General features: G+C 59.9%; 24 protein-coding genes. 14 read left to right on the plus strand and 10 right to left on the minus strand.

Annotation, left to right across the window (positions count from 1 at the left end; translation table 11 throughout):
- Positions 1 to 59 precede the first annotated feature (59 nt).
- The 6 genes from rraA (at position 60) to ACA057_RS09455 (ending at position 4530) form a co-directional block, all read left to right on the plus strand.
- A complete protein-coding gene (gene rraA, locus ACA057_RS09430) occupies positions 60 to 551 on the plus strand; it encodes a ribonuclease E activity regulator RraA (protein ID WP_497347727.1) in 492 nt (163 codons plus the stop codon).
- A gap of 25 nt (positions 552 to 576) precedes the next feature.
- Positions 577 to 1572, plus strand: a complete 996-nt coding sequence (gene cmaX, locus ACA057_RS09435) for a divalent cation transporter CmaX (protein WP_497347729.1) — start codon at positions 577 to 579, stop codon at positions 1570 to 1572.
- Between the two features lie 63 nt (positions 1573 to 1635).
- On the plus strand, positions 1636 to 1884 hold the full coding sequence (locus ACA057_RS09440) for a hypothetical protein (RefSeq protein ID WP_045060997.1): 249 nt from the start codon (positions 1636 to 1638) through the stop codon (positions 1882 to 1884).
- A 2-nt stretch (positions 1885 to 1886) separates the two neighbouring features.
- Positions 1887 to 2711, plus strand: a complete 825-nt coding sequence (locus tag ACA057_RS09445; protein ID WP_008027407.1) for a mechanosensitive ion channel family protein — start codon at positions 1887 to 1889, stop codon at positions 2709 to 2711.
- A gap of 86 nt (positions 2712 to 2797) precedes the next feature.
- Positions 2798 to 3388 (plus strand): RNA polymerase sigma factor SigX, encoded by a 591-nt coding sequence (gene sigX, locus ACA057_RS09450; RefSeq protein ID WP_017337463.1) that lies wholly within the window; start codon positions 2798 to 2800, stop codon positions 3386 to 3388.
- A gap of 107 nt (positions 3389 to 3495) precedes the next feature.
- On the plus strand, positions 3496 to 4530 hold the full coding sequence (locus ACA057_RS09455) for an OmpA family protein (protein ID WP_497347732.1): 1035 nt from the start codon (positions 3496 to 3498) through the stop codon (positions 4528 to 4530).
- 84 nt (positions 4531 to 4614) lie between these two features.
- On the opposite strand, the gene cobA is transcribed toward ACA057_RS09455, so the two are convergent.
- The 5 genes from cobA to ACA057_RS09480 all read right to left on the minus strand — a co-directional run bounded on the left by cobA (position 4615) and on the right by ACA057_RS09480 (position 10421).
- Positions 4615 to 5379, minus strand: coding sequence for a uroporphyrinogen-III C-methyltransferase (gene cobA / locus ACA057_RS09460; protein ID WP_497347734.1), 765 nt, complete (start codon positions 5377 to 5379; stop codon positions 4615 to 4617).
- A gap of 26 nt (positions 5380 to 5405) precedes the next feature.
- Complete coding sequence (locus ACA057_RS09465) at positions 5406 to 7076, minus strand: bifunctional protein-serine/threonine kinase/phosphatase (RefSeq protein WP_497347736.1); 1671 nt, start codon at positions 7074 to 7076, stop codon at positions 5406 to 5408.
- A gap of 7 nt (positions 7077 to 7083) precedes the next feature.
- Positions 7084 to 8295 carry a nitrate/nitrite transporter gene (locus ACA057_RS09470; protein ID WP_401353813.1) on the minus strand — a complete coding sequence of 404 codons (1212 nt, stop codon included), beginning with the start codon at positions 8293 to 8295 and terminating at the stop codon, positions 7084 to 7086.
- A 323-nt stretch (positions 8296 to 8618) separates the two neighbouring features.
- Positions 8619 to 9194, minus strand: coding sequence for an ANTAR domain-containing response regulator (locus ACA057_RS09475; protein ID WP_008027390.1), 576 nt, complete (start codon positions 9192 to 9194; stop codon positions 8619 to 8621).
- A 15-nt stretch (positions 9195 to 9209) separates the two neighbouring features.
- The gene (locus tag ACA057_RS09480; RefSeq protein WP_497347739.1) at positions 9210 to 10421 is read right to left on the minus strand and encodes a CmpA/NrtA family ABC transporter substrate-binding protein; all 1212 of its coding nucleotides are present in this window, start codon (positions 10419 to 10421) and stop codon (positions 9210 to 9212) included.
- Between the two features lie 230 nt (positions 10422 to 10651).
- Here ACA057_RS09480 and ACA057_RS09485 point away from each other — a divergent pair, with 230 nt between their 5' ends.
- Genes ACA057_RS09485 through ACA057_RS09495 form a run of 3 tightly spaced genes read left to right on the plus strand, consistent with a single transcriptional unit; the run spans position 10652 to position 12327 of the window.
- Complete coding sequence (locus ACA057_RS09485; protein WP_497347741.1) at positions 10652 to 11392, plus strand: helix-turn-helix domain-containing protein; 741 nt, start codon at positions 10652 to 10654, stop codon at positions 11390 to 11392.
- A gap of 4 nt (positions 11393 to 11396) precedes the next feature.
- Complete coding sequence (locus tag ACA057_RS09490; protein WP_497347743.1) at positions 11397 to 11867, plus strand: hypothetical protein; 471 nt, start codon at positions 11397 to 11399, stop codon at positions 11865 to 11867.
- A gap of 22 nt (positions 11868 to 11889) precedes the next feature.
- Positions 11890 to 12327, plus strand: a complete 438-nt coding sequence (locus ACA057_RS09495) for a hypothetical protein (protein ID WP_497347745.1) — start codon at positions 11890 to 11892, stop codon at positions 12325 to 12327.
- A gap of 42 nt (positions 12328 to 12369) precedes the next feature.
- On the opposite strand, the gene ACA057_RS09500 is transcribed toward ACA057_RS09495, so the two are convergent.
- Entirely contained in the window at positions 12370 to 13923 is a 1554-nt protein-coding gene (locus ACA057_RS09500; protein WP_497347747.1) for a hypothetical protein, read from the minus strand.
- A 193-nt stretch (positions 13924 to 14116) separates the two neighbouring features.
- Here ACA057_RS09500 and ACA057_RS09505 point away from each other — a divergent pair, with 193 nt between their 5' ends.
- The gene (locus tag ACA057_RS09505; protein ID WP_497347749.1) at positions 14117 to 15136 is read left to right on the plus strand and encodes a quinone-dependent dihydroorotate dehydrogenase; all 1020 of its coding nucleotides are present in this window, start codon (positions 14117 to 14119) and stop codon (positions 15134 to 15136) included.
- A gap of 185 nt (positions 15137 to 15321) precedes the next feature.
- Here ACA057_RS09505 and rmf read toward each other — a convergent pair whose 3' ends face one another.
- Entirely contained in the window at positions 15322 to 15537 is a 216-nt protein-coding gene (gene rmf, locus ACA057_RS09510) for a ribosome modulation factor (RefSeq protein WP_003223300.1), read from the minus strand.
- 530 nt (positions 15538 to 16067) lie between these two features.
- Here rmf and rlmKL point away from each other — a divergent pair.
- On the plus strand, positions 16068 to 18338 hold the full coding sequence (gene rlmKL, locus ACA057_RS09515; protein ID WP_497347751.1) for a bifunctional 23S rRNA (guanine(2069)-N(7))-methyltransferase RlmK/23S rRNA (guanine(2445)-N(2))-methyltransferase RlmL: 2271 nt from the start codon (positions 16068 to 16070) through the stop codon (positions 18336 to 18338).
- A 225-nt stretch (positions 18339 to 18563) separates the two neighbouring features.
- Complete coding sequence (locus tag ACA057_RS09520) at positions 18564 to 20963, plus strand: sensor domain-containing diguanylate cyclase (protein ID WP_497347753.1); 2400 nt, start codon at positions 18564 to 18566, stop codon at positions 20961 to 20963.
- Between the two features lie 125 nt (positions 20964 to 21088).
- On the opposite strand, the gene dacB is transcribed toward ACA057_RS09520, so the two are convergent.
- The gene (dacB, locus tag ACA057_RS09525) at positions 21089 to 22549 is read right to left on the minus strand and encodes a D-alanyl-D-alanine carboxypeptidase/D-alanyl-D-alanine endopeptidase (protein WP_497347755.1); all 1461 of its coding nucleotides are present in this window, start codon (positions 22547 to 22549) and stop codon (positions 21089 to 21091) included.
- Positions 22550 to 22783: 234 nt separating this feature from the next.
- Here dacB and ACA057_RS09530 point away from each other — a divergent pair, with 234 nt between their 5' ends.
- Entirely contained in the window at positions 22784 to 23128 is a 345-nt protein-coding gene (locus tag ACA057_RS09530; protein WP_007896965.1) for a YggL family protein, read from the plus strand.
- 49 nt (positions 23129 to 23177) lie between these two features.
- On the opposite strand, the gene ACA057_RS09535 is transcribed toward ACA057_RS09530, so the two are convergent.
- Complete coding sequence (locus ACA057_RS09535; protein ID WP_497347757.1) at positions 23178 to 24371, minus strand: benzoate/H(+) symporter BenE family transporter; 1194 nt, start codon at positions 24369 to 24371, stop codon at positions 23178 to 23180.
- Positions 24372 to 24729: 358 nt separating this feature from the next.
- On the opposite strand from ACA057_RS09535, the gene ACA057_RS09540 reads away from it, so the two are divergent.
- A complete protein-coding gene (locus tag ACA057_RS09540; RefSeq protein ID WP_064378756.1) occupies positions 24730 to 25494 on the plus strand; it encodes a GntR family transcriptional regulator in 765 nt (254 codons plus the stop codon).
- 180 nt (positions 25495 to 25674) lie between these two features.
- Here the strand turns inward: ACA057_RS09540 and guaD are convergent, their stop codons facing one another.
- On the minus strand, positions 25675 to 26979 hold the full coding sequence (gene guaD / locus ACA057_RS09545; RefSeq protein ID WP_497347759.1) for a guanine deaminase: 1305 nt from the start codon (positions 26977 to 26979) through the stop codon (positions 25675 to 25677).
- Positions 26980 to 26981 lie beyond the last annotated feature (2 nt).

A 26981-nucleotide genomic window follows, 5' to 3' on the forward strand; every position in this document is an offset into this window, starting at 1 on the left:
GCTTTTCTGGTCACTTTGCGACATCCTCGATGTGCCTTCCTCTTTACAGGAGTTTCTCGATGAACCATTACCTCACGCCTGACCTGTGCGACGCCTATCCAGAGTTGGTGCAGGTGCTGGAACCGATGTTCAGCAATTTTGGCGGCCGTGATTCCTTCGGCGGTGAAATCGTGACCATCAAGTGCTTCGAAGATAACTCACTGGTCAAGGAGCAAGCCGAACTCAAAGGTCACGGCAAGGTGCTGGTGGTCGATGGTGGCGGTTCCCTGCGCCGTGCGCTGCTGGGCGACATGATCGCCGAGAAAGCCGCCAGTAACGGCTGGGAAGGGCTGGTGATCTACGGTTGCATCCGCGACGTCGACGTCATCGCCCAAACTGACCTTGGGGTTCAGGCCCTGGCCAGCCACCCGATGAAAACCGACAAGCGCGGTCTCGGCGATCTCAACGTGGCGGTGACCTTTGCGGGCGTGACGTTCCATCCGGGCCATTACATTTACGCGGACAACAACGGCGTGATCATCTCGCCAAGCCCGCTGAAAATGCCTGAGTAAACGCGCCATCAACAAAGGGGTGAGGATGTTCGAGGAAGAAAACGCGCAGTGGGGGCTGGTGCATGCCCTGGTGCTGGACGGAAAAGGCGGTGCGCGTTCGATAGCCCGGACTGAACTCGATGACTTGCAGCTGCAGGCCCATGAAAGCCTGTGGCTGCATTGGGATCGCAGTCACCCGCAAACCCAGACCTGGCTGCGCAAATCCAGTGGTCTGAGCGAATTCAGCTGTGACTTGCTGCTCGAAGAGAACACCCGTCCGCGTCTTCTACAGCTTTCCGACAGCGAACTGCTGTTATTTTTGCGTGGGGTCAACCTGAACCCGGGCGCCGAGCCGGAAGACATGGTCTCGGTGCGGATCTTTGCTTCGGCCCAACGGGTGATTTCCCTGCGTTTGCGTCCATTGCGCGCCACTGATGAGTTGTTGGTACAGCTCGCGGAAGGCAAGGGGCCGAAAACCGCCTCCGAACTCATCCTTTATATGGCGCAATTCCTCACCAATAAAGTGCAGGATCTGGTCAGTTGCCTCTCGGAAGTCGTCGATGAGGAAGAAGAAAAGCTGGATGCCGACGAACGGTACGCGCCCGAACATGGCGCCGTTTTGCAGATCCGTCGGCGGGCTGCTGCGTTGAAGCGTTTTCTCGCTCCGCAGCGGGATATTTTCGCTCAGCTGACACGGATAAAACTGCCGTGGTTTGTCGAGGATGATGGCGATTACTGGAACGAATTGAACAACAGCCTGACCCGCTATCTCGAAGAGCTGGAATTGACCCGGGAGCGGGTGGGGCTGGTCCTTGAGGCCGAAGATAGACGTTTGAGCGTGCGCATGAATCGCACGATGTACCGTTTCGGGATCATCACCGGGATCTTTTTGCCGATGAGTTTTCTGACCGGTCTTTTGGGCATCAACGTCGGGGGAATTCCGTTCTCGGCAAGCCCTTATGGCTTCCTGATTGCCTGCCTGATGATGGTCTCGGTGGCGCTCGGGCAGTGGTGGTTATTCCGACGTTTGCGCTGGGTCTGAAGGTGAGCCATGTGACCCGGGCAAATTTGATCGCGTCTTTCACAGACATCACGAGAGGTGCGTATGCACGATCCGTTTGAACAGTCTTTGCGTGACATGCTCAAGGCATCACCGTCCACTCGGGACGACGATGCGTGCCTTGGCCGTGTACTGAAAACCGCCAACCGCCAGGTCGGCGCCGGTGATCTGTTCAGCCTGCTGGGCCGCTGGCTGCCCGCGCTGATGATCGCCCTGAATAACGGATCGGCCCATGTCTCGCCGGTTTCCCGTCACCGTAAACCTACCGTTCGCACTGCTGATAAGGCTGATTGAATATGGAACTTGATCTCTGGACACAGAGCCTCGTCACTGCAATGACTGCGTTATGGACCAAGGTTGCAAATTTCATCCCGAACCTGTTTGGCGCACTGGTTGTATTGCTGCTAGGTTTTGTCGTGGCGAAACTTTTAGACACTTTGCTGTCCAAGTTGCTCGCCAAGCTGGGGCTCGATCGCTTGATGGGCGGCACCGGTTTGACAAAATTGCTGTCCCGGGCCGGCCTCCAGGTGCCGATTTCGACGTTGATCGGCAAGATTGTCTATTGGTTCGTTCTGCTGATTTTTCTGGTTTCTGCGGCAGAATCCCTTGGACTTGAGCGAGTTTCAGCTACGCTTGACATGCTTGCGCTGTATTTGCCGAAAGTATTCGGCGCCGCGCTGGTGCTGTTGGTGGGTGTATTGCTGGCGCAACTGGCCAATGGGCTGGTGCGTGGTGCGGCAGAGGGCGTAGGGCTGGATTACGCCGCCGGTCTGGGGCGAATTGCCCAGGGCCTGGTGATTATCATCAGTATTTCGGTCGCAATCAGCCAATTGGAGGTCAAGACTGACCTTCTGAACCATGTGATTGTGATTGTTTTGATTACCGTTGGTCTGGCGGTTGCGCTGGCCATGGGGTTGGGAAGCCGGGAAATTGCCGGCCAGATTCTTGCGGGAATCTATGTGCGTGAGTTGTATCAGGTTGGGCAACAAGTGCGTGTTGGCGAGGTCGAAGGTCAGATCGAAGAGATCGGCACGGTTAAAACCACATTGCTGACCGATGAGGGTGAGCTAGTCTCTCTCTCCAATCGGATCCTCCTGGAGCAGCATGTGAGTAGCCGCTAACCCGGCAAACCCTGCTAATGTATGCCGCCGCTAAATGCCCTGAAGGGCTGCGGCGGACATTGACCTGACTGTCGGCCCGACTTGTTTTGAATAAAGCTCAATCGCTCTCCACGCGCTACGACCCCCGCGAGCTCTCTGATGAGGAGTTGGTCGCGCGCTCGCATACCGAGCTGTTTCACGTAACGCGCGCCTATGAAGAACTGATGCGGCGTTACCAACGAACATTATTTAACGTCTGTGCACGATATCTTGGGAACGATCGAGATGCAGACGATGTCTGTCAGGAAGTGATGTTGAAGGTGCTGTACGGCTTGAAGAACTTCGAGGGCAAATCGAAGTTCAAGACATGGCTCTATAGCATCACGTACAACGAGTGCATCACGCAGTATCGGAAAGAACGGCGAAAGCGTCGCTTGATGGATGCTTTGAGTCTTGACCCCCTTGAGGAAGCGTCTGAAGAGAAGGCGCCGAAACCCGAGGAGAAGGGCGGACTCGATCGCTGGCTGGTGTATGTGAACCCGATTGACCGTGAAATTCTGGTGCTACGATTTGTCGCAGAGCTGGAGTTTCAGGAGATCGCAGACATCATGCACATGGGTTTGAGTGCAACAAAAATGCGGTACAAACGCGCTCTAGACAAATTGCGTGAGAAATTTGCAGGCATTGCTGAAACTTAGTTCGGCGCAAATATCTCTTACGTGTAGGCAAGTTCTGTTAGACTTGCCGCCGAGTTGTCCCCCGGTTTGCGGGACTGCTTCACAATCACCAGATGGGGATTTAACGGATGAAACTGAAAAACACCTTGGGCTTGGCCATTGGTTCTTTGATTGCCGCCACTTCGTTCGGCGCTCTGGCACAAGGCCAAGGCGCAGTTGAAATCGAAGGCTTCGCAAAGAAAGAACAATTCGACAGCGCTCGTAACTTCAAGAACAACGGCAACCTGTTCGGTGGTTCGGTTGGCTACTTCTTGACCGACGACGTTGAACTGCGTCTGGGCTACGACGAAGTGCACAACGTGCGTTCCGACGACGGTCGTAACATCAAGGGCGCTAACACCGCTCTGGACGCTCTGTACCACTTCAACAACCCAGGCGACATGGTCCGTCCATACGTTTCGGCTGGTTTCTCCGATCAAAGCATCGGCCAGAACGGCTCGAGCGGTCGTAACCGTTCCACCTTCGCCAACGTTGGCGGCGGTGCCAAGCTGTACTTCACCGAGAACTTCTACGCCCGTGCTGGCGTTGAAGCTCAATACAACATCGACCAGGGCGACACCGAGTGGGCTCCAAGCGTCGGTATCGGTGTGAACTTCGGTGGCGGCTCCAAGCCTGCTGCTGCTCCAGCACCAGCGCCAGCTGAAGTCTGCTCCGACAGCGACAACGATGGCGTTTGCGACAACGTTGACAAGTGCCCGGACACCCCAGCCAACGTAACTGTTGACGCTGATGGCTGCCCAGCAGTTGCTGAAGTTGTTCGTGTTGAGCTGGACGTGAAGTTCGACTTCGACAAGTCGGTAGTCAAGCCTAACAGCTACGGCGACATCAAGAACCTCGCTGACTTCATGAAGCAGTACCCATCCACCAGCACTACTGTTGAAGGTCACACTGACTCCGTCGGTCCTGACGCTTACAACCAGAAACTGTCCGAGCGTCGTGCAAACGCCGTTAAGCAAGTTCTGACCAACCAGTACGGTGTTGAATCGTCCCGCGTTCAGTCTGTTGGCTACGGCGAATCCCGCCCAGTTGCTGACAACAAAACTGAAGCTGGTCGCGCTGTAAACCGTCGCGTAGAAGCGCAGGTTGAAGCTCAAGCTAAGTAATTAGCTCGCAGCTCTGAAAAGCCCGGCTTAGGCCGGGCTTTTCTTTGTCTGCGATTTAGTGAAGAAGGGTTGAATCAGTTGGATTCAGGCTGACTGATCGGCCGTCATCGCGGGCAAGCCACGCTCCCACAAGGATGATGTTGCACGGGCGGCCACGGTGCCAATCACCAGGATTGCCGGGCTCTTGAGTTCGAAGGCGCAGGCATCTTCCTCCATGGCCGTCAGGTCGCTGCGACATTCCCGTTGGTGCGGCAGGGACGCGTTTTCAATCATCGCCACCGGTGTATCCGGCGCCATCCCGCCCGCCAGCAGTTGCTCGCGGATCTCGCTCAGTTTTGCCACTCCCATGTAGACCACCAGCGTCGTGCCACTCTGGGCCAAGGCCTGCCAGTTCAGGCTGCTGCCATCCTGAGTGTGGGCGGTGACCAGCGTCACGCCGCGAGCCACGCCCCTTAGCGTCAACGGAATATCGCACTGCGTCGCGCCAGCAAGCCCGGCGGTGATGCCATTGACCAGCTCGACGTCGACCCCGCGTTCACGCAACCACTGCGCTTCTTCACCGCCGCGGCCAAAAATGCACGGGTCGCCCCCCTTGAGCCGGACCACGCATTTGCCGTGGCGTGCGTAGCGCAGCATCAGGCGATGAATGAAGGCTTGAGGCGTGGAGCGACAACCACCGCGTTTACCAACCGGAATAATCCGCGCGTTGGGGCAATGTTCCAGCACGGCGTCATTGACCAAATCATCGATCAACACCACATCCGCTTCCCTCAATGCCCGAACGGCCTTGAGCGTCAGCAATTCCGGATCGCCAGGACCCGCACCCACCAGCCAGACTTTTGCGCTCATAGTGATTTCCTTCAATCGATGAACATTCAGCCGTGAAATGCCAGAAACAACAGCACCAGATTGACCACCAACGACACCAGCGCCAACGTCCGCCAGACTTTCAGCGGCTCGCGCTCCAGCAACGGTCGAGGCCGCACGCTCAAACTGCGCCGTTCGCCCTGTTCCAGTAGTAACAACCACTCTTCCGCCGTTTCAAAGCGCTGGCCCGGATCAGCCGCAACGGCCCGTTCCAGGCTTTGTGCGATCCACTCCGGCAGGTCGGGCCGGTAGCGACTGGCGCTGACCTGCACGCCAAAGCGTGGACGCTGGAACGCTTCGATTTCGCCGTAGGGAAAATGCCCGGTGAGCAGGAAATACAAGGTCACGCCCACCGCATACAGATCCTGTTGCGGTGTCGGCGGGTCGCCGCGAAAGGCTTCCGGCGCGATATAGCTGGGTGTTCCGGGCAGGGCCGAGGGCTGGTCTTCGGACAGGCCGGGGCAGTAGGCGAGACCGAAATCCAGCAGGCGTAACTCGCCATCGTCCCCCAACAGCACATTCTCCGGTTTGATGTCGCGATGGAGAATCTGCCGGCGATGCAGCATGCCGACCGCCCGCAACAGGCGTTCGGCCAGGTCCAGCCATTGGGCCAGCGGCAGCGCTCCGACCTGCTCATGCAGTTGCGCCAGGGTTGATCCGGCGTATTCCCGCATCACGTAGTACAAATGCTGACGCTGACTGGCGGCATGCACTTCAGGAAAATGCCGCCCGGCCACGCGCTTGAGGAACCATTCTTCCGACAGCAACGCCTGCCCGGCCAGGTGATCGTCGCGCAACGCGGCGGGCAGGGTTTTCAGGAGCCAAGGCTGTTGCTGCGCATCGCGTACCCGATAGAGCACTGACTGCTGACTCTGGCCAAGAATCCCTTCGACCTGCCAACCCTCGAAGGCCTGGCCCGGTTTCAAAGCCGGAGGCAGCGGCCATTGCTGCAAATGAATCAAGGCATCGCCGATGCTCGTTTCACCGAGGGCATCGACCCGCACCAGCAAGGCGCTGGCGTTGTCCTGACTGCCGGCCAGGTGCGCGGCAGTGACCAGCGTTTGCGCAGCGCTGTGCAGATCGGGCTGATCGCGCAGGATCGCCGCAATCGCCGTATCACCCAACACCGCCCAGATACCGTCGCTGAGCAGCACGAAACTCTCGTTCAGCCGAAGCTCGCCATCCAGAAAATCCAGCACCAGATGCTGATCCAGCCCTAAAGCGCGTTTGAGCACGTGCTGCATGCCCGGCTGGTCCCAGACGTGATCTTCGCTGACCCGCTGCAACGTCTCGGCGTGCCAGCGATAGACCCGGCAATCGCCGACATGCGCCAGAGTAAAACGCCTGCCGCGCATGACCAAGGCACTGACGGTGGTCAGCAGCGGTTGCCCGCCGCCATTGGCCTGTAACCAGCGATTCTGCGCCAACAGCAGGCGATCCAGTGCCTGCGCGACACCCCAAGTCTCCGGCGTGGCGTAGTAATCCAGCGCCAGGGCCTGCAAGGTCGAGCGAGCCGCCAGCCCGCCGTCGGCGCATTGGCTGACACCGTCGGCGATGGCGAACAGGTAACCCTTGCTCGCCGCCAGCGCCGGGGCCGGGGTGACCAGGCGCAGGGCGTCCTGGTTTTCCTCGCGAGGGCCGATGGCGCTGGCTTCGGCGAAGCTCAGTTGCAGACTCATGGCTGCCTCAGACCCGTGCAGCGGTCACGGCAGCCGAGCCCCAGGTGGTTCTCCAGCGACGTTTCACACCGTGCAGACCGAACCAGGCCAGGACACCGAGGCTGGCGAACAACCACAACGCCAGCTGATAACTGCCGGTACTTTGCTTGATCGCGCCCATGCCGGCCGCGAGGGCGAAGCCACCGATCCCGCCGGCCATGCCGATCAGGCCGGTCATCACGCCGATTTCCCGACGGAAGCGCTGCGGGACCAATTGGAACACTGCGCCGTTACCCGCACCCAAACCGAGCATGGTGCAGACGAAAAGGGCCAATGCGGCGTAGGAACTCGGCAGATTGAAACCCACTGCGGCGATGCAGATCGCCGCCACCGTGTACATTCCCAGCAGGGTGCGAATGCCACCAAAACGGTCGGCCAGCGCGCCGCCCAACGGCCGCATCAGGCTGCCACCGAACACGCAGGCAGCGGTGTAGTAGCCGGCCGTCACCGGGCTCAGGCCATATTGGTCATTGAAGTAGCCGGGCAGCGCGCTGGCCAGGCCGATGAAACCGCCGAAGGTCACGCTGTAGAAAAACATGAACCACCAGCTGTCACGGTCGCCCAACGCTTTGAAGTAGTCGGACACGGACTTGGCTTTCGGCCGTTCCGGGGCGTTTTTGGCCAACCAGGCGAAGACGATCAGGGTCAGGATCAGCGGGATCAGGGCGAAGCCGAACACATTGCTCCAGCCGAATGCAGCCGCCAGGACCGGCGCGATCAGCGCCGCGAGCACGGTGCCCGAGTTGCCGGCACCGGCGATGCCCATGGCCTTGCCTTGGTGCTGCGGCGGATACCACTGCGACGCCAGGGGCAGGGCGACGGCAAACGACGCGCCAGCCATGCCGAGGAACAGGCCCAGCAGTAGCGCTTGTTCATAGCTGTGGATGCCGAGCTTCCAGGCGCCGAACAGGGCACAAATGACGATCACCTGGCCAATCAGTCCGGCGGTTTTCGGCGACAGGCGGTCAGCCAGCAGGCCCATCACAAAGCGCAGCACGGCACCGGCCAGAATCGGCGTGGCCACCACCAGCCCGCGTTGCTGGGTGGTCAGGTGCAGGTCGGCGGCAATCTGCACCGCCAGCGGACCGAGCAGGTACCAGACCATGAAGCTCAGGTCGAAATAAAGGAAGGCCGCGAACAGTGTCGGGGTATGGCCGGATTTCCAGAAGCTTGAATTCATCGCGCACCTCAACTGATAGGAGTCTCGAACGGGAGTCATGCAGGTGGGGCGCCGAAGGGCCGCACCACCGGCCCCAGGCTATGGGGCCAAAACAAAAAAACGCCGCCACCTGATTCGCCAAGGGCAAATGAGGTGAGCGACGTCTTTGTCGTAGGTGGGGCAACCGCCGTTGGTTACCTGTACCGATTACATAGCCAAATCTGTGCCAACAGCCGAAACCGAGTCGCTGCCATTCTCGAGCAAGCCCGCTCCCACATTTGAAATGCATTCCAATGTGGGAGCGGGCTTGCTCGCGAAGGCGATAGAACATCCACCGCAGGAATTCAGCCCAGCAACTCACTCATGGCAATAATCTGTTCCGCCACCTGAATCAGCTTCTGCTGGCGGCTCATGGCCTGGCGGCGCATGAGGGTGTAGGCCTCTTCCTCGTTGCAGTCCTTCATTTTCATCAGCAACCCTTTAGCCAGCTCGATGCGCTTGCGCTCGGCCAGTTGCTGGTCGCGGGCGTGCAATTGAGCACGCAGGGCCTGGTCGCTTTCAAAACGTGCCATGGCCACGTCGAGAATCGGCTGCAAGCGTTGTGCGTGAATGCCTTCGACGATGTAGGCACTGACGCCGGACTTGATCGCCTGGCGCATCACGTCAGGATCATGCTCATCGGTAAACATCACGATGGGCCGTGGTTGATCGCGCGACACCAGCACCACTTGCTCCATCACATCACGGCTCGGTGACTCGGTATCGATCAGGATCACGTCCGGGCGCACCGTTTCGACGCGTGCGGGGAGGTCGATGGTCAGGCCGGATTCGTCTATGACCTCGAACCCGGCTTCGGTCAGGGCGGCTTTCAGGCGTCCGACTTTTTTCGCCGTGTCGTTGATCAGCAGGATACGCAGCATGTTTGCAGTCTCCTGTCAGCGGCTGGCGAGAAGGGGCGAGCTGTCGCTCATGGCATGCAGCTTGAAACTGCGGGCGTAGCCGCCCGGGTCGGAACCGTCCCAGCGCTTGCCGTCGATCAACTGGCTGCTGCGCATTTCCTTGCCCAAGGCAGCAACACCGACGGCGCTGGCGGCCTCTCGGTACAAGTCTAGTTGCTGCACCTGACGGGCCACCGCGAGGTAGTCCGGGTCGTCGCGCAACAAACCCCAGCGGCGGAACTGGGTCATGAACCACATGCCATCGGACAAATAAGGCAAGTTGACCTCACCCTCACCATGGAAGCGCAGCGCGTGCGGGTCTTGCCAGCGATTGCCCAGACCGTCGGCATAGTCGCCGAGCAAGCGCGGCTCGATGCAATCGAGTGGCGCATCGAGGTAGTGCGGCGCGCTCAGCAGTTGCGCGGTACTGCGGCGATTCTCCGGGCTTTGTTCAATGAAACGGCTGGCCTGCAGAATCGCCATCACCAGCGCGCGGGCGGTGTTGGGGTAGTGCTCGACGAAAGCGCGGGTGCAGCCGAGGACTTTTTCCGGGTGATCGGGCCAGATGGTCTGGGTCGTCGCCAGGGTGAACCCGAGGTTCTGTTTCACCGCGCTGGCAGACCACGGCTCACCGACGCAGAAGCCGTCGATGCGCCCCGCCTGCAGGTGCGCGACCATTTGCGGCGGCGGCACCACCACGCTGTCGACATCCTGCAACGGATGAATACCCTGGCTCGCAAGCCAGTAATACAGCCACATGGCGTGGGTGCCGGTCGGAAATGTCTGGGCGAAGGTGAGTTTTGGGCGACTTTGGTGCACGTGCCGATCCAGCGCCTCAGGACTGGTCACGCCCAGGGCCTGCAAGCCGTGGGAAAGGTTGATGCTCTGACCGTTCTGGTTCAGGCCCATGAGCACGGCCATGTCGGTGGGCGCGACGCCACCGATGCCCAAATGCACGGCGTAGATCAAACCGTACAGGCTGTGGGCGGCGTCGAGTTCGCCGCTCACCAGTTTGTCCCGCAGATTGGCCCACGACGACTGGCGCTTGAGATTCAGCGTCAGGCCGTAGGGCTGGGCGAAACCCTGTGTCGCCGCGACCACCACCGAGGCGCAGTCGCTCAGGGCCATGAAGCCGAGGTTGATTTCGGTCTTTTCCGGGGCATCGCTGCCGTTGACCCAGGCCAATGGGCCGGCTGATGGTTCATTCATCGCGTCTTCACCTTGCAAAAAAAGGCGTCGTCCCAGGTCCCTGCGCGAGCAAAGCCGGGTGACGACGCCATTGTCCTTCCACTCATCCCGCCGTTGGCATGAGTGCTGATGCCGGTTGCCGGTGCAAGGCATATGCCAGCCCGGGTTTCATCAGCTTTCCATCAAGATTGAAAGGGCCACGCCTTTCATCCTGACGACCGTTACCACACGAGTCGCCACAGGAGGTAAGCGTGCAGATCGATCGACTTTTCGCGACACCCGTGCCTGACGTTCGCCGGGACGAGCAGGTGATGTTCGTGCGGGCCGCCGAGCAGGCGCTATGCCTGACGTTTGCCAGCGGCGCGTTGTGCTGCTGTCTGCCGGCAGGCTGGCAAGGACTGTTGGCGGTGCGCGGCGAGTTTGAGATGAACAGCGGCGCCCGTGCGCAGATTCTGCCGATGCCCGAGGCGTCCCTGGTGAAACTGCAGGTGTTTATCGACCTGGGCGGCGCATTGATCGGCCAAGGCCCACGCCCGACGTCCTGGGCGGCACTTGCTGTCTCTTACGAGACCCTCGATTCCGACAAGAAGCTGGAGCGTTGGTACATCGAACAGGCCTTGCGTGGCGGCGTGTCCTACCGGGCTTTCGCCAGTGTATTGCGGCACAACGAGAACTATTGGCTGGTGCGGTTTCTGCTGGAGCAGGGCGCGAGCAGCGAAAAGCTGACCTGGCTGGCGCAACGCTATGGCGTGTCGGTGTCGCACTTTCGGCGATTGTGCCGACAGGCGCTGGGCGGTGCGACCAAGCCGGCATTGCGCGACTGGCGCACGGCCCAGGCACTGCTGAGCATGAGCCTGGAAGATCGTTCCTTGACCGATGTGGCGCTGGCGTTCGGCTACGCCTCTTCATCGCACTTTTCCAAAGAAATTCGCGAGCGGGTGGGTTTCGCACCCAGCAGGCTGGCGGATATCACGCACCTTTCAGGTAAGTAAGTCGATGATCTTTCGTTTCCTCCCCCTGCGCTTCGCCCCCACGCTGCTCAGCGGTTTGCTGGAGCTTGCGCAGGCCGCTCGCGAGTTGCTCGCGCAGGCCCTGAGTTGTCCCGAATGGCTGGACGAAATGCTGGCGCGCTGGCTGGTCGAGCAACCGGGTGACACGAGCGCTGTGTTGCAGGTGCTGCTACCGCTGCATTGTCGGTCCCGAGGCAATGCGTTGCGCGAGCGATTGTGCCGGCTCTGGCCCGGCGAACTGGTGCTCGACTATCACCCGCAGGAGCGCTACGTGGTGCGCCTGGCGGATCAACTGCTCGAATTCGATATCGAATCGACCCGACAACGACTGGAACCGCGACTGCTGGCGTGCGTCGAGAAGCTGCCCGCGTCGGTTCGCTCACTGGACCAGGCCTCGATGCAGGCGCTCACTGATCTGTGTTCGACTTTCGCCAAGCACTCTGCCAGTACCATTTGAACGGCCCCGACCGAGGATATCCATGAAGATTGAAACCGTAATGAGTGCGCGCTCGCTCGAGCCCAGTGGCAACCCGCCGGTCGAGACGCTGGAGTCACGCCTGCTTGCTGCCCGCCAGAGCCTGCCTGACAGCAAGCGCCCGGACCCTGAGTTCGATCGTTTGTATCAACAGCTGTTGGCCATGGAGGGGCAGGGCGAGAAAGCCATTTATGAGTTTTTGCGCACGTTACGGGGGGCGGACGGCGAGTCTCGCGCGTATCCCGATGCCAAGGCACTCTTGGCGGTCACGCTGAAGGTGCTGGTGCAATTGAAGGACGAGAAACTGGAAAACACCCTGATTTTCAAGGAAATCAGCGGCGCCAATGGCCTGGCGTTCAGCCTGGACCTTTTCGTCAAAAGCTATATGAGAGAAGTGTTCAAGCCGATGGAGGATGATGCGTGGGAGAAGAGTGAGTGGTGAGCCGGATTGCGCCCAGCCACACAGGGCCAGGCGCAACCATTGTCATCGTTGCGTAGAGGGTGGCTCAGGCTGTGTGCCTTGATTGACGTACACAACGCTGGGGCGCCCCGCAAAAACCACTGCCGCCACCAACGCATTGACGACGTGATCGACTTCCGCTTTGGAAATCGGCAGCGTCGAGAAGTACCGGGTTGCCGAAACCACAACGGCGGTTATCGTTTCGCTCAGCGAGGTCCGTATCGCATTAGTGGTCAGGAACTGATTAGCCACTTGTTCGGCGGTGGGGATCCGCGCAGGTTTGAGCTGGATGCGAAAGCCTTCGGGTGCTTTCTCCGGTTGCAGCGCATGCATTATTTCGCCACCGAGTACCTGGCTGGCCACTTCGGCACCCGCGTTATAGGCGCCGCGTAAAGCGTCGTGCCCCAGTACCGGAGTCAGCGACTCCAGGATCTCGGTAGCGCGGTTCAGGGTGGATAGAGGGAGACTGACCGCAACATCGGCAGTGCGAGTCATCCATTGCGAAAGTTGGGCAGCGAGCACTGCTGTATCGGTCGATGGCGCGCTGCCCGCCGACATGGCATAGCCAGGGCCTGATTTTGATGCGGTATTGCTCATTGCCGTAAAGGCAAGGAACTGCAGAGCACCATTCAACCCCCCAGAAGCTGCTGTACCGCCTGGAGTGGGTTTCGAGTTGTCACCTATCGGTAAGAACAGGTTCACCAGATCGGTGGCAAAACTGTAGAAAGCCATTTGCGGGCCAAACGAGGCTAACGCCGGCAGCGCCTGGGGCACTGCCGCCGCAGTCACCAGCGCTGCCATCGACAGTGTGAGGGTGGCGAGGCGGGCGAGGCGCGTTTGCGTATTGGCCGTGCCATTGCACTCGTCCCTGACCGCGCCAATGATGTTCAACGCGGGACCCATCATCAGGGAGATTGCGCCGATCACGTTGCGCGTCAGCGGCGAGGCCACATTGGACTGCAAGGATTTTTCCAGTGCAAAGCCGATCAGTTGCCTGACCGTTGTCAAAGTGCCTACGACAAGGCCGATGCGCAGGCCGGAAATCGTCAGGTTGCTGGCCCATCGACCGAGATCGCCTTCGAATTCGTTGCGTCCCAGTTTGCCGAGCAGGTCGCCGAGTGAGTCAACGATTGCTTGGGCGCGTTGTAGTGTTGCTGCGGGTGACTGATCTGTTTTTGTGGGTAAATCCAGGTCATCGATGGCAATGGCAACGAACTCGGCCACCGATTCTGGAGCAGCACTGCTCTTTGCACCGTTGATGTCTCCATCAACCGCCAGTTCAATGGTCCGTACAAGTTCATGTTCACTGGTAGATGAACTGACGGATAGGTCTGTAATGATCTCTTCCAGTATCTGGTCGATACCTTCGAGCGTGATTCTTGTTTCAGATCCGGACATTCCTGTGGCTCGCCCATCGGGACCGTCTAATTGCAGGGTCAGGGCCTTGTCGATTTGCTGAGAAGAAGCGCAATCGCCCATCTCCACGATCGTGTGATCCTTACGATGTGCCTGAAGGGCATAACCTGAGGCATTTTCTTGAGGTTGATGGGGACTGGGTGGTCTAGGGAGAACCAGCATTTCATTTCCTGCTGTGGGGGCGCTGCGTCAGTGCAGTCGAATCGATCATTCATCGCCCGTGCGGCAGTCACTATCAAAAAACGCTCTGGTAAAACGTTACCGACCGGGGAATAAATCCCAGGGTTCTCGCCCGTGACCCTTCACCCCGGCTATAATCGCCGCCACTTTTCGTAGCCCAGAGTCAAACCCGCCCATGTACACCCTGGCCCGTCAGCTGTTGTTCAAACTTTCCCCGGAAACCTCCCACGATCTGTCCCTGGACTTGATCGGCGCGGGCGGACGTTTGGGCCTCAACGGCTTGCTGTGCAAGGCGCCGGCGAAGATGCCGGTGAGCGTCATGGGCCTGGACTTTCCAAACCCGGTCGGTCTGGCCGCCGGTCTGGACAAGAACGGCGCGGCCATCGACGGTTTTGCCCAGTTGGGTTTCGGTTTTGTCGAAATCGGCACCATCACGCCGCGTCCGCAGCCGGGCAATCCGAAACCACGGATTTTCCGTCTGCCGGAAGCCGAGGCGATCATCAATCGCATGGGCTTCAACAACCTCGGCGTCGATCACTTGTTGGCCCGTGTCGCGGCGGCCAAGTACAAGGGCGTGCTGGGCATCAACATCGGCAAGAACTTCGATACCCCGGTCGAGCGTGCGGTCGACGATTACCTGATCTGCCTGGACAAGGTTTACGCCCATGCCAGCTACGTGACCGTCAACGTCAGCTCGCCGAACACCCCGGGCCTGCGCAGCTTGCAATTCGGCGATTCGCTGAAGCAGTTGCTCGCCGACCTCGCCACCCGTCGCGCCGAACTGGCGCTGCGCCACGGCAAACACGTACCGCTGGCGATCAAGATCGCGCCGGACATGACCGACGAAGAAACCGCTCAGGTGGCGCAAGCACTGATCGAAACCGGGATGGACGCGGTGATCGCCACCAACACCACCCTTAGCCGCGTCGGCGTCGAAGGCATGGAACACGGTGACGAGGCGGGCGGTCTGTCCGGCGCACCGGTTCGCGACAAGAGCACTCACACGGTCAAGGTGCTGGCGGCGGAACTGGCCGGTCGTTTGCCAATCATCGCCGTGGGCGGTATCACCGAAGGCAAGCACGCGGCAGAGAAAATCGCTGCGGGCGCAAGCCTGGTGCAGCTCTACTCGGGCTTCATCTATAAAGGCCCGGCGTTGATTCGTGAATCAGTCGATGCCATCGCGGCCCTGCGCTGATCTGGAAACCGTCGATGCCATCGCCGCCCTGCGCTGCTACAGGGATTTTTGTTTAGCGAACCGGCAGGCATAAAAAAGGGCTCCTCGAAGGAGCCCCTGGGCCGAAGCCCGCCGTCCGGATGGGACGTGCGTGGTTAATGCAAAAAGTAATCAGATTGTCGTGTCGGAGTGTTTGGCCCTGTTAATTAGCCGACGGCGTGAAGTTCGTTGAGTCTGTGGATTCCCGCAGTGCCGGTCATACCGTCCCAGTTGTCGCCGCGTCCTTCTCGCCAGCCGTTAATCCAGGCTTGGCGTACCGACGGTAGAGTAAATGGGCAAAGCTCACGGGATTTGCCACCAACGCCATATTGATATCCGCGCAAAAATGCTCTTTCCAACGGATCACGCTTAAGTCTTCTCATAGGGTGTTGCCCTCACTTGTTGACTGTATTCATCGCGTCGACCTCAATCGAGGTCTGGCAGAAAAACTCTGCCGTTGGCGGCTCGCTGCCGGCGTCGCGAGCCAAGGTGTTGACGCCGTTGCGACGTCAACCTGTGTTGAGTTCTAACCAATGCGTCACATCGAGGGAATGATCATTTTGTCATAAGGACGTAACCATTAAGGTGCTATGGCCATAAGTAACCGGATGTCTGGTCCGTGTTTATTAGTCAAACCCCCGGTATGATCGGCCTCGCGCTGCATGATGGGGTTAATCCTTTAGTGAGAATGCCTCTTGTTAGTCAGGGGATTATTCGACGAAGGGTCGACTTATGACATTTTGTTGCATCAACTTTTTTATCTGCCCTGGCATCTAAGCTCTTCTAACCTGAGCAGCAAGGGTGGGACGGCACACCTTCGTGCCACGCGGGCGCTCTTTTAGAAAAGCGCCTGATTGAAAACCGGGCCGGCAATGCGTTGCCGGTTCACTTAGCTAAAGGCTCTGAAATTCCAATGTCCGACCAATTCGAAATCTTCCTCACCTGCCCAAAAGGCCTTGAAGGCCTGCTCATCGAGGAAGCCGTCGGGCTTGGCCTTGAAGAAGCGCGTGAGCACACCTCTGCCGTGCGCGGCATGGCGACCATGGAAACCGCTTATCGCCTGTGCCTGTGGTCGCGTCTGGCGAACCGGGTGCTGTTGGTGCTCAAGCGCTTCCCGATGAAGGACGCCGAAGACCTCTACCACGGCGTGCTCGATATCGAGTGGCAAGACCACATGCTCAACGACGGCACCCTGGCCGTTGAGTTCAGCGGTCACGGCTCGGGCATCGACAACACCCACTTCGGTGCCTTGAAGGTCAAAGACGCCATCGTCGACAAACTGCGCACCCCGCAAGGCGATCGTCCGTCCATCGACAAGCTCAACCCGGACCTGCGCATCCACCTGCGCCTGGACCGTGGCGAAGCGATCCTCTCCCTCGACCTCTCCGGCCACAGCCTGCACCAGCGCGGCTATCGCTTGCAGCAGGGTGCGGCGCCGCTGAAGGAAAACCTCGCAGCAGCGATCCTGATCCGTTCCGGCTGGCCACGCATTGCCGCCGATGGCGGCGCCCTGGCTGACCCGATGTGCGGTGTCGGTACGTTCCTGGTCGAAGCGGCGATGATCGCCGCCGACATGGCGCCGAACCTGCGTCGCGAGCAGTGGGGCTTCACCGCCTGGCTCGGTCACGTGCCGGCGCTGTGGAAAAAACTTCATGAAGAAGCCACCGAGCGTTGCGCGGCCGGCCTGGCCAAGCCACCCCTGTGGATTCGCGGTTATGAAGCCGACCCGCGCCTGATTCAACCGGGCCGCAACAACGTCGAGCGTGCCGGCCTGAGCGAGTGGATCAAGATCTACCAGGGCGAAGTCGCGACCTTCGAGCCGCGCCCGGACCAGAACCAGAAAGGCCTGGTGATCTGCAACCCGCCGTACGGCGAGCGTCTGGGTGATGAGGCGAGCCTGCTCTACCTCTACCAGAACCTCGGCGAACGTCTGCGTCAGGCCTGCCTGAACTGGGAAGCCGCGGTCTTCACCGGCGCCCCGGACCTGGGCAAGCGCATGGGCATTCGCAGCCACAAACAGTATTCGTTCTGGAACGGCGCCTTGCCGTGCAAATTGCTGCTGATCAAGGTCACACCGGACCAGTTCGTCACCGGCGAGCGTCGCACCCCGGAACAGCGTCAGGTCGAGCGTGAGCAGGCCCAAGTCGAAGTCACCGACAACGACGTGGCGCCAGGCAAGTACGAGAAGTACAACAAGAACGGCAACCCGATCAAACCGGCACCGGTGGTGATCGAGCAACCGCGCTTGAGCGAAGGCGGGCAGATGTTCGCCAATCGCCTGCAAAAGAACCTCAAGGCCCTCGGCAAGTGGGTCAAGCGTGAAGGCATCGACTGCTACCGCGTCTACGATGCCGACATGCCGGAATATTCCATGGCCATCGACCTGTATCAGGATTGGGTCCACGTCCAGGAATACGCCGCGCCGAAATCCATCGACCCGGAAAAAGCCTCGGCACGCATGTTCGATGCATTGGCCGCCATTCCGCAGGCCTTGAACATCGACAAGAACCGCGTGGTGGTGAAACGCCGCGAGCGCCAGAGCGGCACCAAGCAGTACGAGCGTCAAGCCGCGCAGGGCAAGTTCGTCGAGGTCAATGAAGGTGGCGTCAAGCTGCTGGTCAACCTCACCGACTACCTCGACACCGGGCTGTTCCTCGACCACCGGCCGATGCGCATGCGCATCCAGAAAGAGGCCGAGGGCAAGCGCTTCCTCAACCTGTATTGCTACACCGCGACCGCCAGTGTTCACGCAGCCAAGGGCGGCGCGCGCAGCACCACCAGCGTCGACCTGTCGAAAACCTATCTGGACTGGGCGCGTCGCAACCTGTCGCTGAACGGTTTCTCCGACAAGAACCGTCTGGAGCAGGGCGATGTGATGGTCTGGCTGGATGCCTGCCGTGACGAGTTCGACCTGATCTTCATCGATCCGCCGACCTTCTCCAACTCCAAGCGTATGGACGGGATTTTCGACGTGCAGCGTGACCAGGTGCAATTGATCGACCTGGCCATGGCGCGCCTGGCGCCGGGCGGTGTGTTGTACTTCTCCAACAACTTCCGCAAGTTCGTGCTGGAGGAAAACCTCACCCAGCGCTATGCGGTCGAAGAAATCACCGCACAAACCATCGACCCGGACTTTGCCCGTAACGGCAAAATCCACCGTGCCTGGAAAATCATGGCACGTTAACGATAACGAGGGCTGCCTGGATGACCGCGTCGCCCTCAGGTCCATCGCGAGCAAGCTCGCTCCTACAGAATCAGGTTGGTTGACGGTTAATTTGATTGGATCCACAGAGCCTTGATTTTAAAAGGCTCTTGGCTCCTCTCAGCGCTGGTCAAATTAGTGGCTAATAGCTATAACTCAACTCATGGCCAATGGGCTTTCCCGCACCTGGCGTTTTGAGTTGCGTCTATGTCGTTGCACGCCGTGCGCCCAAAGATCCTGGGATTTATCAGTGAAGATGTTTCGGCCTGGCTGGTCGCGCTGCTGGTATTGCTCGTCGGTGGGATTCTCACCAGCTTGCTGGCCTGGTCGACGCTGAATCTGTTTCAACATCAATTGCGGCAACGTTTCCAGCTTCTGGCCAGTGAGCGTTACAGCCGTATCGAAGAACGTTTCGAAGATCAGGAGCAGCGCCTCGATGGCCTGCGCCGGTTCTTTGCCAATTCCGATTCGGTCTCCCGAGCGGAGTTCGACGGTTACACCCAACCTTTACTGCACCGGACTCAGGCGTACTCCTTCGCTGAACGGGTCACGGGTGCCGAACGAGCAGCGTTCGAGCGCCGGATGCGTGAAGAAGGTCTGAATGATTTCACCTTTCGTGAACTCAATGCCGACGGCCAGCTGCAACTGGCGGCGGCGCGGGATGAGTACGTGGTGGTGCTCTATAGCCAGACCCAAAGCAAACTCGGTTCGCCGCTGGGCTACGACTTGCTGGCCCAACCGCTGCGCCGAGCCACCCTCGAACGTGCCGACCGTCACGGCAGCATGGCGGTGTCTCAACCGATGCATCTGGTCAACATCGAACCGGCGTATGCGCGGGGCGTGCTGCTGGTCGCACCGGTGATGTTGCGCAACAGCCAAGGCACAGCGGCGGTTAAACCGTTCGGCTATGTGATGGCGGTGATCAGCATGCGCCAGTTGCTGGCGGACGGCTTGCCGGAAGCGGGGCGTGACTATCTGTCGGTGCGCATCCTCGACTTATCCACAGACGATCAGCACGAAGTCCTTTACGAATCCGCGAACGCACCGGCCACCAGTGATTTGGCCGCGACCCGGCTGCTGCGCCTGGCCGATCACGATTATCAGGTCGACATTCAACCCAGCGAAGCCTTCCTGCAAGCCAACCATTCGTCGGTGACCAGCCTGGTGGTGCTCGGCAGTTTACTCAGTCTGTTGCTCAGTGCCTTGCTCTATGTGCTGGTCAGTCAGCGCCAACGGGCGTTGAGGATGGTGGAGCAGCGCACCCAGGAACTGCACGCCCGTGAGCAAGAGTTGCGCGGCACCCATGGCCAGTTGCGCGGCGTGCTGAATGCCGCGACCCAAGTGGCGATCATCGCCACCGATTTGCGCGGGGTCATCAGCACCTTTAATGCCGGCGCCGAACAGATGCTCGGTTACGCCAGCGCTGAAGTGGTCGGCCACATGACCCTGGAAAACCTGCACCTGCCCCGAGAACTGGTGGCCCGTTCGGCGGAGTTGAGCGCGCGCTATGGCAAGCCGATTCCAACCTGCCAGGCGATGTTGGTCGAAGGTGGCGAGGAGGGCGGCCATGAAGCACGGGAGTGGACGCTGGTGCGCAGCGATGGCAGCCATCTGGCGGTGAACATGCTGGCCACCCCGGTGCTCGACGAGCAAGGTCTGTGGGTCGGTCACTTGGCAATCTGTATCGACATCACCGAGCGCAAGCGGGTGCATGAGGCCCTGGCGGCACGCGACCTGTTGCTGAAGAAGCTCAGCGCCCATGTGCCCGGCGGCATCTACCAGTTCAAGATGGAGTTCGACGGCCGTTTCAGTGTGATCTACGCCAGCGACGGTATCCGCGAGATCTACGAGCTCGAACCGGACGTGTTGTTACTGAATGCCGAAGCGATCTTCACGCGCATTCATCCACAGGACACCACCCGCGTGCGCGCCTCGATCCGCGCCTCGGCGGACACCCTCAGCCCGTGGCGCGAAGAATACCGTGTGCAACTGCCGGTGCGTGGTCTGCGCTGGGTCCGTGGCGAGGCGACGCCGGAAGAGCTACCGGGTGGCGGCGTGCTCTGGCATGGCTACATCTCGGACATCTCCGACCTGAAACGGGTGGAAGAAGAATTGCGCGCGCTGTCGATCACCGATTCCCTGACCGGCATTCATAACCGGCGTTATTTCCAGGAACGCCTGACCACTGAAATGGCCCGGGTCGAGCGCGGTGGCGGCGAATTGTCGGTGATCATGCTCGACATCGATCACTTCAAACGCATTAACGATCAGCATGGTCACGCGGTGGGTGATCGGGTGCTGCAGGCGGTATGCGAGCGTATCGGTCATCGGCTGCGGCGCACCGACGTGTTCTGTCGCCTGGGCGGTGAGGAGTTCATGGTGCTCTGCCCGGACATCAACGCCGAGCATGCCCATGTCCTGGCATTGCAGTTGTGGCAAGCGTTGCGCAGTTCGCCGATCGAAGGCGTCGGGACGGTGACCGCGAGTTTCGGGATTGCCAGTTGGCGCGTCGGAGAGGGCGCGGATGCGCTGTTGCTGCGAGCGGACTCGGGGGTCTATGCGGCGAAGCAGGCCGGGCGGGATCGGGTTGAAGGAGAGATGAACTAGGCCAGGCTCAACACAAAACCCTGTGGGAGCGGGCTTGCTCGCGAAAGCGGTCTTTCAGTCACATCAATGTTGGATGTGCCACCGTCTTCGCGAGCAAGCCCGCTCCCACATTTGATCTGTGGTGCTTACAACACCGAAGCCGTTTCCGGCAGTTTCGGCTGGCGATACAGGTCCAGCAGCACCTGATCCAGCACCGAGGAGGCGCCAAACGGGGCTTTGTCGTTGAGGATCGCCACCACCGCCCAGGTATTGCCATTGATGTCGCGGCTGAAACCGGCAATCGCTCGCACGGTGTTCAGGGTGCCGGTCTTGACGTGGGCTTCACCGCGCATCGCCGTGGTCTTCAGGCGTTTGCGCATGGTGCCGTCGGTGCCGGCAATCGGCATCGAGCTGATGAACTCGGCCGAGTACGGGCTTCTCCAGGCCGCTTGCAGCATGCCGGCCATTTCACGCGCGCTCACACGTTCGGCACGGGACAAGCCGGAACCGTTCTCCATCACCAGGTGCGGCGCGGTGATGCCTTTCTTCGCCAGCCACTGACGGACCACGCGCTGGGCGGCCTTGGCGTCGTCGCCATCGGCGTCGGTGCGGAACCGTTGGCCGAGGCTCAGGAACAGCTGCTGAGCCATGGTGTTGTTACTGTATTTGTTGATGTCACGGATGATTTCCGCCAGGTCCGGCGAAAAAGCCCGCGCCAGCACCTTGGCGTTTTTCGGCGTTGGCCCCAGAAGGTCACGGCCCTGAATACTGCCGCCCAGTTCCTTCCAGATCGCCCGCACGGCGCCAGCGGTGTAGGTCGCGTGGTCGAGCAGCGAGAGGTAAGTCTGCGAGCTGCAGCCTTCACCCAACTGTCCGCCGACAGTCACGGTCACGCTGCCGTCGGCTTGCGTCACCGGGTTGTAGCGCACGCCGCCGGTGCATTGTTTCGAGTTGATGGCTTTGACCTGGTTTTCAATGCGGATGGTGGCGATCGGCGGTTCCACCGAGATCAGCACCCGGCCGTTGTCGTTGCGCGCGACAAAGCGCAGGGCCTTGAGGTTGACCATCAGCGAGTCGGGTTTGACCAGGAACGGTTTGTTCTCGTCATTGCCATCGTCGTTGAACTCGGGCAATTGCGGTTGTACGAAGAAACTGCGGTCCAGCACCAGGTCGCCGGTGATTTGCGTGACGCCGTTGGCACGCAGGTCACGCATCAGCAGCCAGAGCTTTTCCATGTTCAGCTTCGGATCGCCGCCACCCTTGAGGTAGAGGTTGCCGTTGAGGATGCCGCCGCTCAGGGTGCCATCGGTGTAGAACTCGGTTTTCCACTGGTGGTTCGGGCCGAGCATTTCCAGCGCGGCATAGGTGGTCACCAGCTTCATGGTCGAAGCCGGGTTAACCGAGACGTCGGCGTTGAAAATGGTCGGCGTGCCAGGGCCGGTCAGCGGGATCATCACCAGTGACAGGGCGTTGTCCTGCAACTTGCTGGCTTTCAGGGCTTTTTCAACGTTGGGCGACAGCGCGGTGTTGATCGGGGCGGCAGAAACAGAGAAGGCCAGGGGGAGAAGGAAGCCGGCCAGTAACAATGGACGCAAAGATTTGATCATGTGAAATAAAACCCTACAGCCGAGGGGAAAAAAGACGAGGGCATGAAGATAAATTCCCTCAGTGGTCATGAAAGTGTCGGCATTATGCCCCAAGGTGTAGCGGCGTGTGCCGTGCCCTGGCCTTCTAATCCGCTATTTTTTTACCGACGGTAGGCTGGCCGCCACCGCGGAACGGGCAATTGGCGCCTTAAACTGCTAAAGTGCCGCCCGTTATTACTTATGAGGATTGTTCCAATGGCGACTAACCGTTCCCAGCGTCTGCGCAAAAAACTGTGCGTCGATGAATTTCAAGAGCTGGGTTTCGAACTGAACCTGGATTTCAAAGAAGATTTGGCTGATGAAGCCATTGATGCTTTCCTCGATGCGTTCCTCAAAGAAGCCATGGAAGCCAACGGTCTGGGCTATGTTGGCGGCGACGACTTCGGTCTGGTTTGCCTGCAGAAGCGTGGCTCGGTGTCCGAAGAGCAGCGCGCTGCTGTTGAAGCCTGGCTCAAAGGCCGCAGCGAACTGACCGAAGCAACCGTCAGCCCGCTGATCGACGTCTGGTACCCGGAAAAGCCGATCAATCCGGTAGCTTGATGTTGTAAAAAAACGGCGACCTAAGGGTCGCCGTTTTTTTTTGCGTTTTTTACAGGGTTTTGCGCCAATTCAAAATCACCAACGTCAACACCCCCGCCACAATCCCCCAGAACGCCGACCCGATTGAAAACAGCGTCAATCCCGACGCCGTGACCATAAAGGTGATCAACGCCGCTTCGCGTTCCTTCACTTCGCTCATGGCAATGCTCAAGCCATTGATGATCGAACCGAACAACGCCAACGCCGCAATCGACAGCACCAACTCTTTCGGCAGCGCCGCAAACAACGCCGCCAACGTCGCGCCGAACACCCCGGCGATCCCGTAGAAAATCCCGCACCAGACCGCCGCCGTGTAGCGCTTGTTGCGATCCTCATGGGCATGCGGTCCGGTGCAGATCGCCGCGCTGATGGCCGCCAGGTTGATCCCGTGGGAACCGAACGGCGCCAGCAGCAGCGAGGCGATGCCGGTCGTGGTGATTAGCGGCGAGGCCGGGACGGTGTAACCGTCGGCGCGCAACACGGCGATGCCCGGCATGTTCTGTGACGTCATCGCCACCACGAACAGCGGGATGCCAATGCTGATGGTCGCGGCCAGTGAAAAGTGCGGTGTGGTCCAGACCGGCGTCGCCACTTCGAGGTGGAAACCGCTGAAGTCCAGCAACCCCATGAACCCGGACAGCGCCGTGCCGATCAACAGGGCAGCCAGCACCGCGTAACGCGGTGACAGGCGCTTGACCACCAGATAAGTGAAGAACATCCCCAGCACCAGCGCGGTGCGATGCTGCGCGGCGACGAAAATCTCGCTGCCGATCTTGAACAGAATCCCGGCCAGCAGCGCGGCGGCCAATGAGGCCGGGATCTTTTTCACCAGGCGTTCGAAGCTGCCGGTCAGCCCGCAAATCGTCACGAGCACCGCGCACGTGATGTAGGCGCCGATGGCTTCGCCGTAAGACACGCCGCCCAGGCTGGTGATCAGCAGTGCGGCGCCGGGCGTCGACCAGGCAATGGTGATCGGGGTGCGATAGCGCAGGGACAGGCCGATCGAGCACACCGCCATGCCAATCGAGATGGCCCAGATCCATGACGAAATCTGCCCGCTGGTCAGGCCCGCCGCTTGCCCGGCCTGGAACATCAGCACCAGGGAACTGGTGTAGCCGGTCATCATGGCGATGAACCCGGCGACGATGGCCGAAGGTGACGTGTCGGCCAGAGGGCGAAGCTGCGTGTGCGTGGCATCGTTCATGACAGCGGTGTTCCTTATTACGTATGAAGATGTCCGGCTCAAACCGATCCCTTGTAGGAGCGAGGCTTGCCCGCGAAGGCGTCGTGTCAGTCGATATCAATGTTGAATGACGCGACGCCTTCGCGGGCAAGCCTCGCTCCTACAGGGATTGCATCAGGCTGCGGATTCTGTGATCAAGCCTAAACTCAAACGTAAGGGATCGTTGCGATACAGCAGAAGCGACAAACAGCCGTACAGTCGTGTTGCCACCGTCCATTGTGTACAATCGCAGTGTTTTTTACGCGATACTTGCCAGCGACCCACTGTGCCGTATTACAGTCACGGTCTATTCGCCGCAGTTCTCCCGACTCGAGTGCCCATGAACGAACAGTTGCAACCCCTAAAAAAACAACCGCGAGCAGGCAAAGCCGGCCGCAGCGGTACCCAGGACGATATTGTCTACGCGCATATCTTCGAGGCTATCCTCGAACAGCGTCTGGCGCCCGGCACCAAGTTGAGCGAAGAAGCGCTGGGGGAAATTTTCGGGGTCAGCCGCACCATCATTCGCCGCGCGCTATCTCGCCTGGCCCATGAAGGGGTGGTGTTGCTGCGACCCAACCGCGGCGCCGTCGTCGCCAGCCCGAGTGTCGAAGAAGCCCGTCAGGTGTTCCTCGCGCGGCGTCTGGTGGAGCGGGCGATCACCGAACTGGCGGTGCAGCACGCCACCGCCGAGCAGATTGCCGAGTTGCGGCAGATGGTCAACGACGAACGCGACAGCTTCTCCCGTGGCGATCGCGGTGCCGGTATCCGCCTGTCGGGCGAGTTCCACCTGAAACTGGCCGAAGCGGCAAAGAATGCGCCGCTGATCAGCTTCCAGCGCAGCCTGGTGTCGCAGACTTCGCTGATCATCGCCCAGTACGAAAGCGGCAACCGTTCCCATTGCTCCTACGACGAACACACCCAACTGATCGATGCGATCGAAGCGCGCAACGGTGAGCTGGCGGTGGACCTGATGATGCACCACATGGATCACATCGACAGCAAACTCAACCTCGACGAAGAAAGCGCGTCGGATGATTTGCATGCGGTGTTCTCGCATTTGTTGCAGACCAAAAAGCCAGGGCGGCCTGCTGCGAAACTCTGACACACCGAGGCGCGCCCATCGCGAGCAGGCTCACTCCCACAGGGTTTTGTGTTGAACGCAAATCTTGTGTCCACTAGAGATCTACTGTGGGAGCGAGCCTGCTCGCGATAGCGATCTGACAGGCAATAAAAATCCCCCGGGACTGAAGAGTACGGGGGATTTTTTTGTGCCCGGAAAAACCTAGCGCTGATGCACCTGATTCCCCGCCGCGTACGTCTGCAGAACGGTCCGGTCATCCCCCAGCGTCATCAACACAAACAGCGTTTCGGCAATGTTATGGGCCTGTTTCAAGCGATAACTCAGCAGCGGCGTCGCGTTGTAATCCAGCACCAAAAAGTCCGCATCAGTGCCCGGATGCAAGGTGCCGATCTTGTCTTCCAGACGCAGCGCACGCGCACCGCCGAGGGTCGCCAGGTACAGCGACTTGAACGGGCTCAGTCGCGCACCTTGCAGCTGCATGACCTTGTACGCTTCGTTCAACGTTTGCAGCAGCGAGAAACTGGTGCCGCCGCCCACATCGGTGCCGAGGCCGACATTCAGCTTGTGCTTCTCGGCCATCGGCAGATTGAACAGGCCGCTGCCCAGGAAGAAGTTCGAGGTCGGGCAGAAGGCAATCGCCGAACCGGTTTCCGCCAGCCGCGCACACTCGTCGTCGCACAGGTGCACGCCGTGGGCGAACACCGAGCGCTCGCCCAGCAGTTGGTAATGATCGTAGACGTCGAGGTAACCCTTGCGCTCCGGGAACAGCTCCTTGACCCACTCGACCTCCTTGAGGTTTTCGCTGATGTGGGTCTGCATGTACAGGTCCGGGTATTCGCTCAGCAACTGGCCGGCGAGGGTCAGTTGTTCCGGGGTGCTGGTGGGGGCGAAGCGCGGGGTGACCGCATAGTGCAAGCGGCCCTTGCCGTGCCAGCGCTCGATCAGCGCCTTGCTTTCGACGTAGCTGGATTCGGCGGTGTCGGTCAGGTAGTCCGGCGCGTTGCGGTCCATCATCACCTTGCCGGCGATCATCCGCAGGTCGAGTTGCTCGGCGGCTTCGAAGAATGAGTTCACCGATTGCGGATGGACACTGCCGAACACCAGTGCGGTGGTGGTGCCGTTGCGCAGCAGTTCCTTGATGAAAATGTCCGCGACTTCATCGGCGTGATCCTTGTCGGCGAATTGGCTTTCGCACGGGAAGGTGTAGGTGTTGAGCCAGTCCAGCAGTTGCTCGCCGTAGGCGCCGACCATGCCGGTTTGCGGCAGGTGAATGTGGGTGTCGATGAAGCCTGGCGTGATCAGCGCATCTTGATAGTGGGTGATCTCGATATCGGCTGGCAGGGTCGGCAGCAACTCGCTGGCGTGGCCGATGGCGCTGATCTTGCCGTTATCGACCACCAGCAGGCCGTCCTCGAAATACTCGTACGAGGCTTCGATACCCACCTCGGCGGGGTCGGCGATGCTGTGGAGGATGGCGGCGCGGTAGGCTTTGCGTGTCGAAGGCATGT

The organism is Pseudomonas sp. LBUM1661 (assembly GCF_059695925.1).

Excerpts from the sequence above, each read along its gene's own strand:
- ACA057_RS09465 (WP_497347736.1), bottom strand. The coding sequence starts at position 7,076 with ATGAGTCTGCAACTGAGCTTCGCCGAAGCCAGCGCCATCGGCCCTCGC.
- ACA057_RS09480 (WP_497347739.1), bottom strand. The coding sequence starts at position 10,421 with ATGAATGAACCATCAGCCGGCCCATTGGCCTGGGTCAACGGCAGCGAT.
- cobA (WP_497347734.1), bottom strand. The coding sequence starts at position 5,379 with ATGAGCGCAAAAGTCTGGCTGGTGGGTGCGGGTCCTGGCGATCCGGAA.
- guaD (WP_497347759.1), bottom strand. The coding sequence starts at position 26,979 with ATGCCTTCGACACGCAAAGCCTACCGCGCCGCCATCCTCCACAGCATC.
- ACA057_RS09500 (WP_497347747.1), bottom strand. The coding sequence starts at position 13,923 with ATGCTGGTTCTCCCTAGACCACCCAGTCCCCATCAACCTCAAGAAAAT.
- ACA057_RS09470 (WP_401353813.1), bottom strand. The coding sequence starts at position 8,295 with ATGAATTCAAGCTTCTGGAAATCCGGCCATACCCCGACACTGTTCGCG.
- ACA057_RS09440 (WP_045060997.1), top strand. The coding sequence starts at position 1,636 with ATGCACGATCCGTTTGAACAGTCTTTGCGTGACATGCTCAAGGCATCA.
- rlmKL (WP_497347751.1), top strand. The coding sequence starts at position 16,068 with ATGTCCGACCAATTCGAAATCTTCCTCACCTGCCCAAAAGGCCTTGAA.
- ACA057_RS09495 (WP_497347745.1), top strand. The coding sequence starts at position 11,890 with ATGAAGATTGAAACCGTAATGAGTGCGCGCTCGCTCGAGCCCAGTGGC.
- dacB (WP_497347755.1), bottom strand. The coding sequence starts at position 22,549 with ATGATCAAATCTTTGCGTCCATTGTTACTGGCCGGCTTCCTTCTCCCC.
- rmf (WP_003223300.1), bottom strand. The coding sequence starts at position 15,537 with ATGAGAAGACTTAAGCGTGATCCGTTGGAAAGAGCATTTTTGCGCGGA.
- ACA057_RS09455 (WP_497347732.1), top strand. The coding sequence starts at position 3,496 with ATGAAACTGAAAAACACCTTGGGCTTGGCCATTGGTTCTTTGATTGCC.
- cmaX (WP_497347729.1), top strand. The coding sequence starts at position 577 with ATGTTCGAGGAAGAAAACGCGCAGTGGGGGCTGGTGCATGCCCTGGTG.
- ACA057_RS09535 (WP_497347757.1), bottom strand. The coding sequence starts at position 24,371 with ATGAACGATGCCACGCACACGCAGCTTCGCCCTCTGGCCGACACGTCA.
- ACA057_RS09505 (WP_497347749.1), top strand. The coding sequence starts at position 14,117 with ATGTACACCCTGGCCCGTCAGCTGTTGTTCAAACTTTCCCCGGAAACC.
- ACA057_RS09540 (WP_064378756.1), top strand. The coding sequence starts at position 24,730 with ATGAACGAACAGTTGCAACCCCTAAAAAAACAACCGCGAGCAGGCAAA.
- ACA057_RS09530 (WP_007896965.1), top strand. The coding sequence starts at position 22,784 with ATGGCGACTAACCGTTCCCAGCGTCTGCGCAAAAAACTGTGCGTCGAT.
- ACA057_RS09490 (WP_497347743.1), top strand. The coding sequence starts at position 11,397 with ATGATCTTTCGTTTCCTCCCCCTGCGCTTCGCCCCCACGCTGCTCAGC.
- ACA057_RS09475 (WP_008027390.1), bottom strand. The coding sequence starts at position 9,194 with ATGCTGCGTATCCTGCTGATCAACGACACGGCGAAAAAAGTCGGACGC.
- ACA057_RS09445 (WP_008027407.1), top strand. The coding sequence starts at position 1,887 with ATGGAACTTGATCTCTGGACACAGAGCCTCGTCACTGCAATGACTGCG.
- ACA057_RS09520 (WP_497347753.1), top strand. The coding sequence starts at position 18,564 with ATGTCGTTGCACGCCGTGCGCCCAAAGATCCTGGGATTTATCAGTGAA.
- rraA (WP_497347727.1), top strand. The coding sequence starts at position 60 with ATGAACCATTACCTCACGCCTGACCTGTGCGACGCCTATCCAGAGTTG.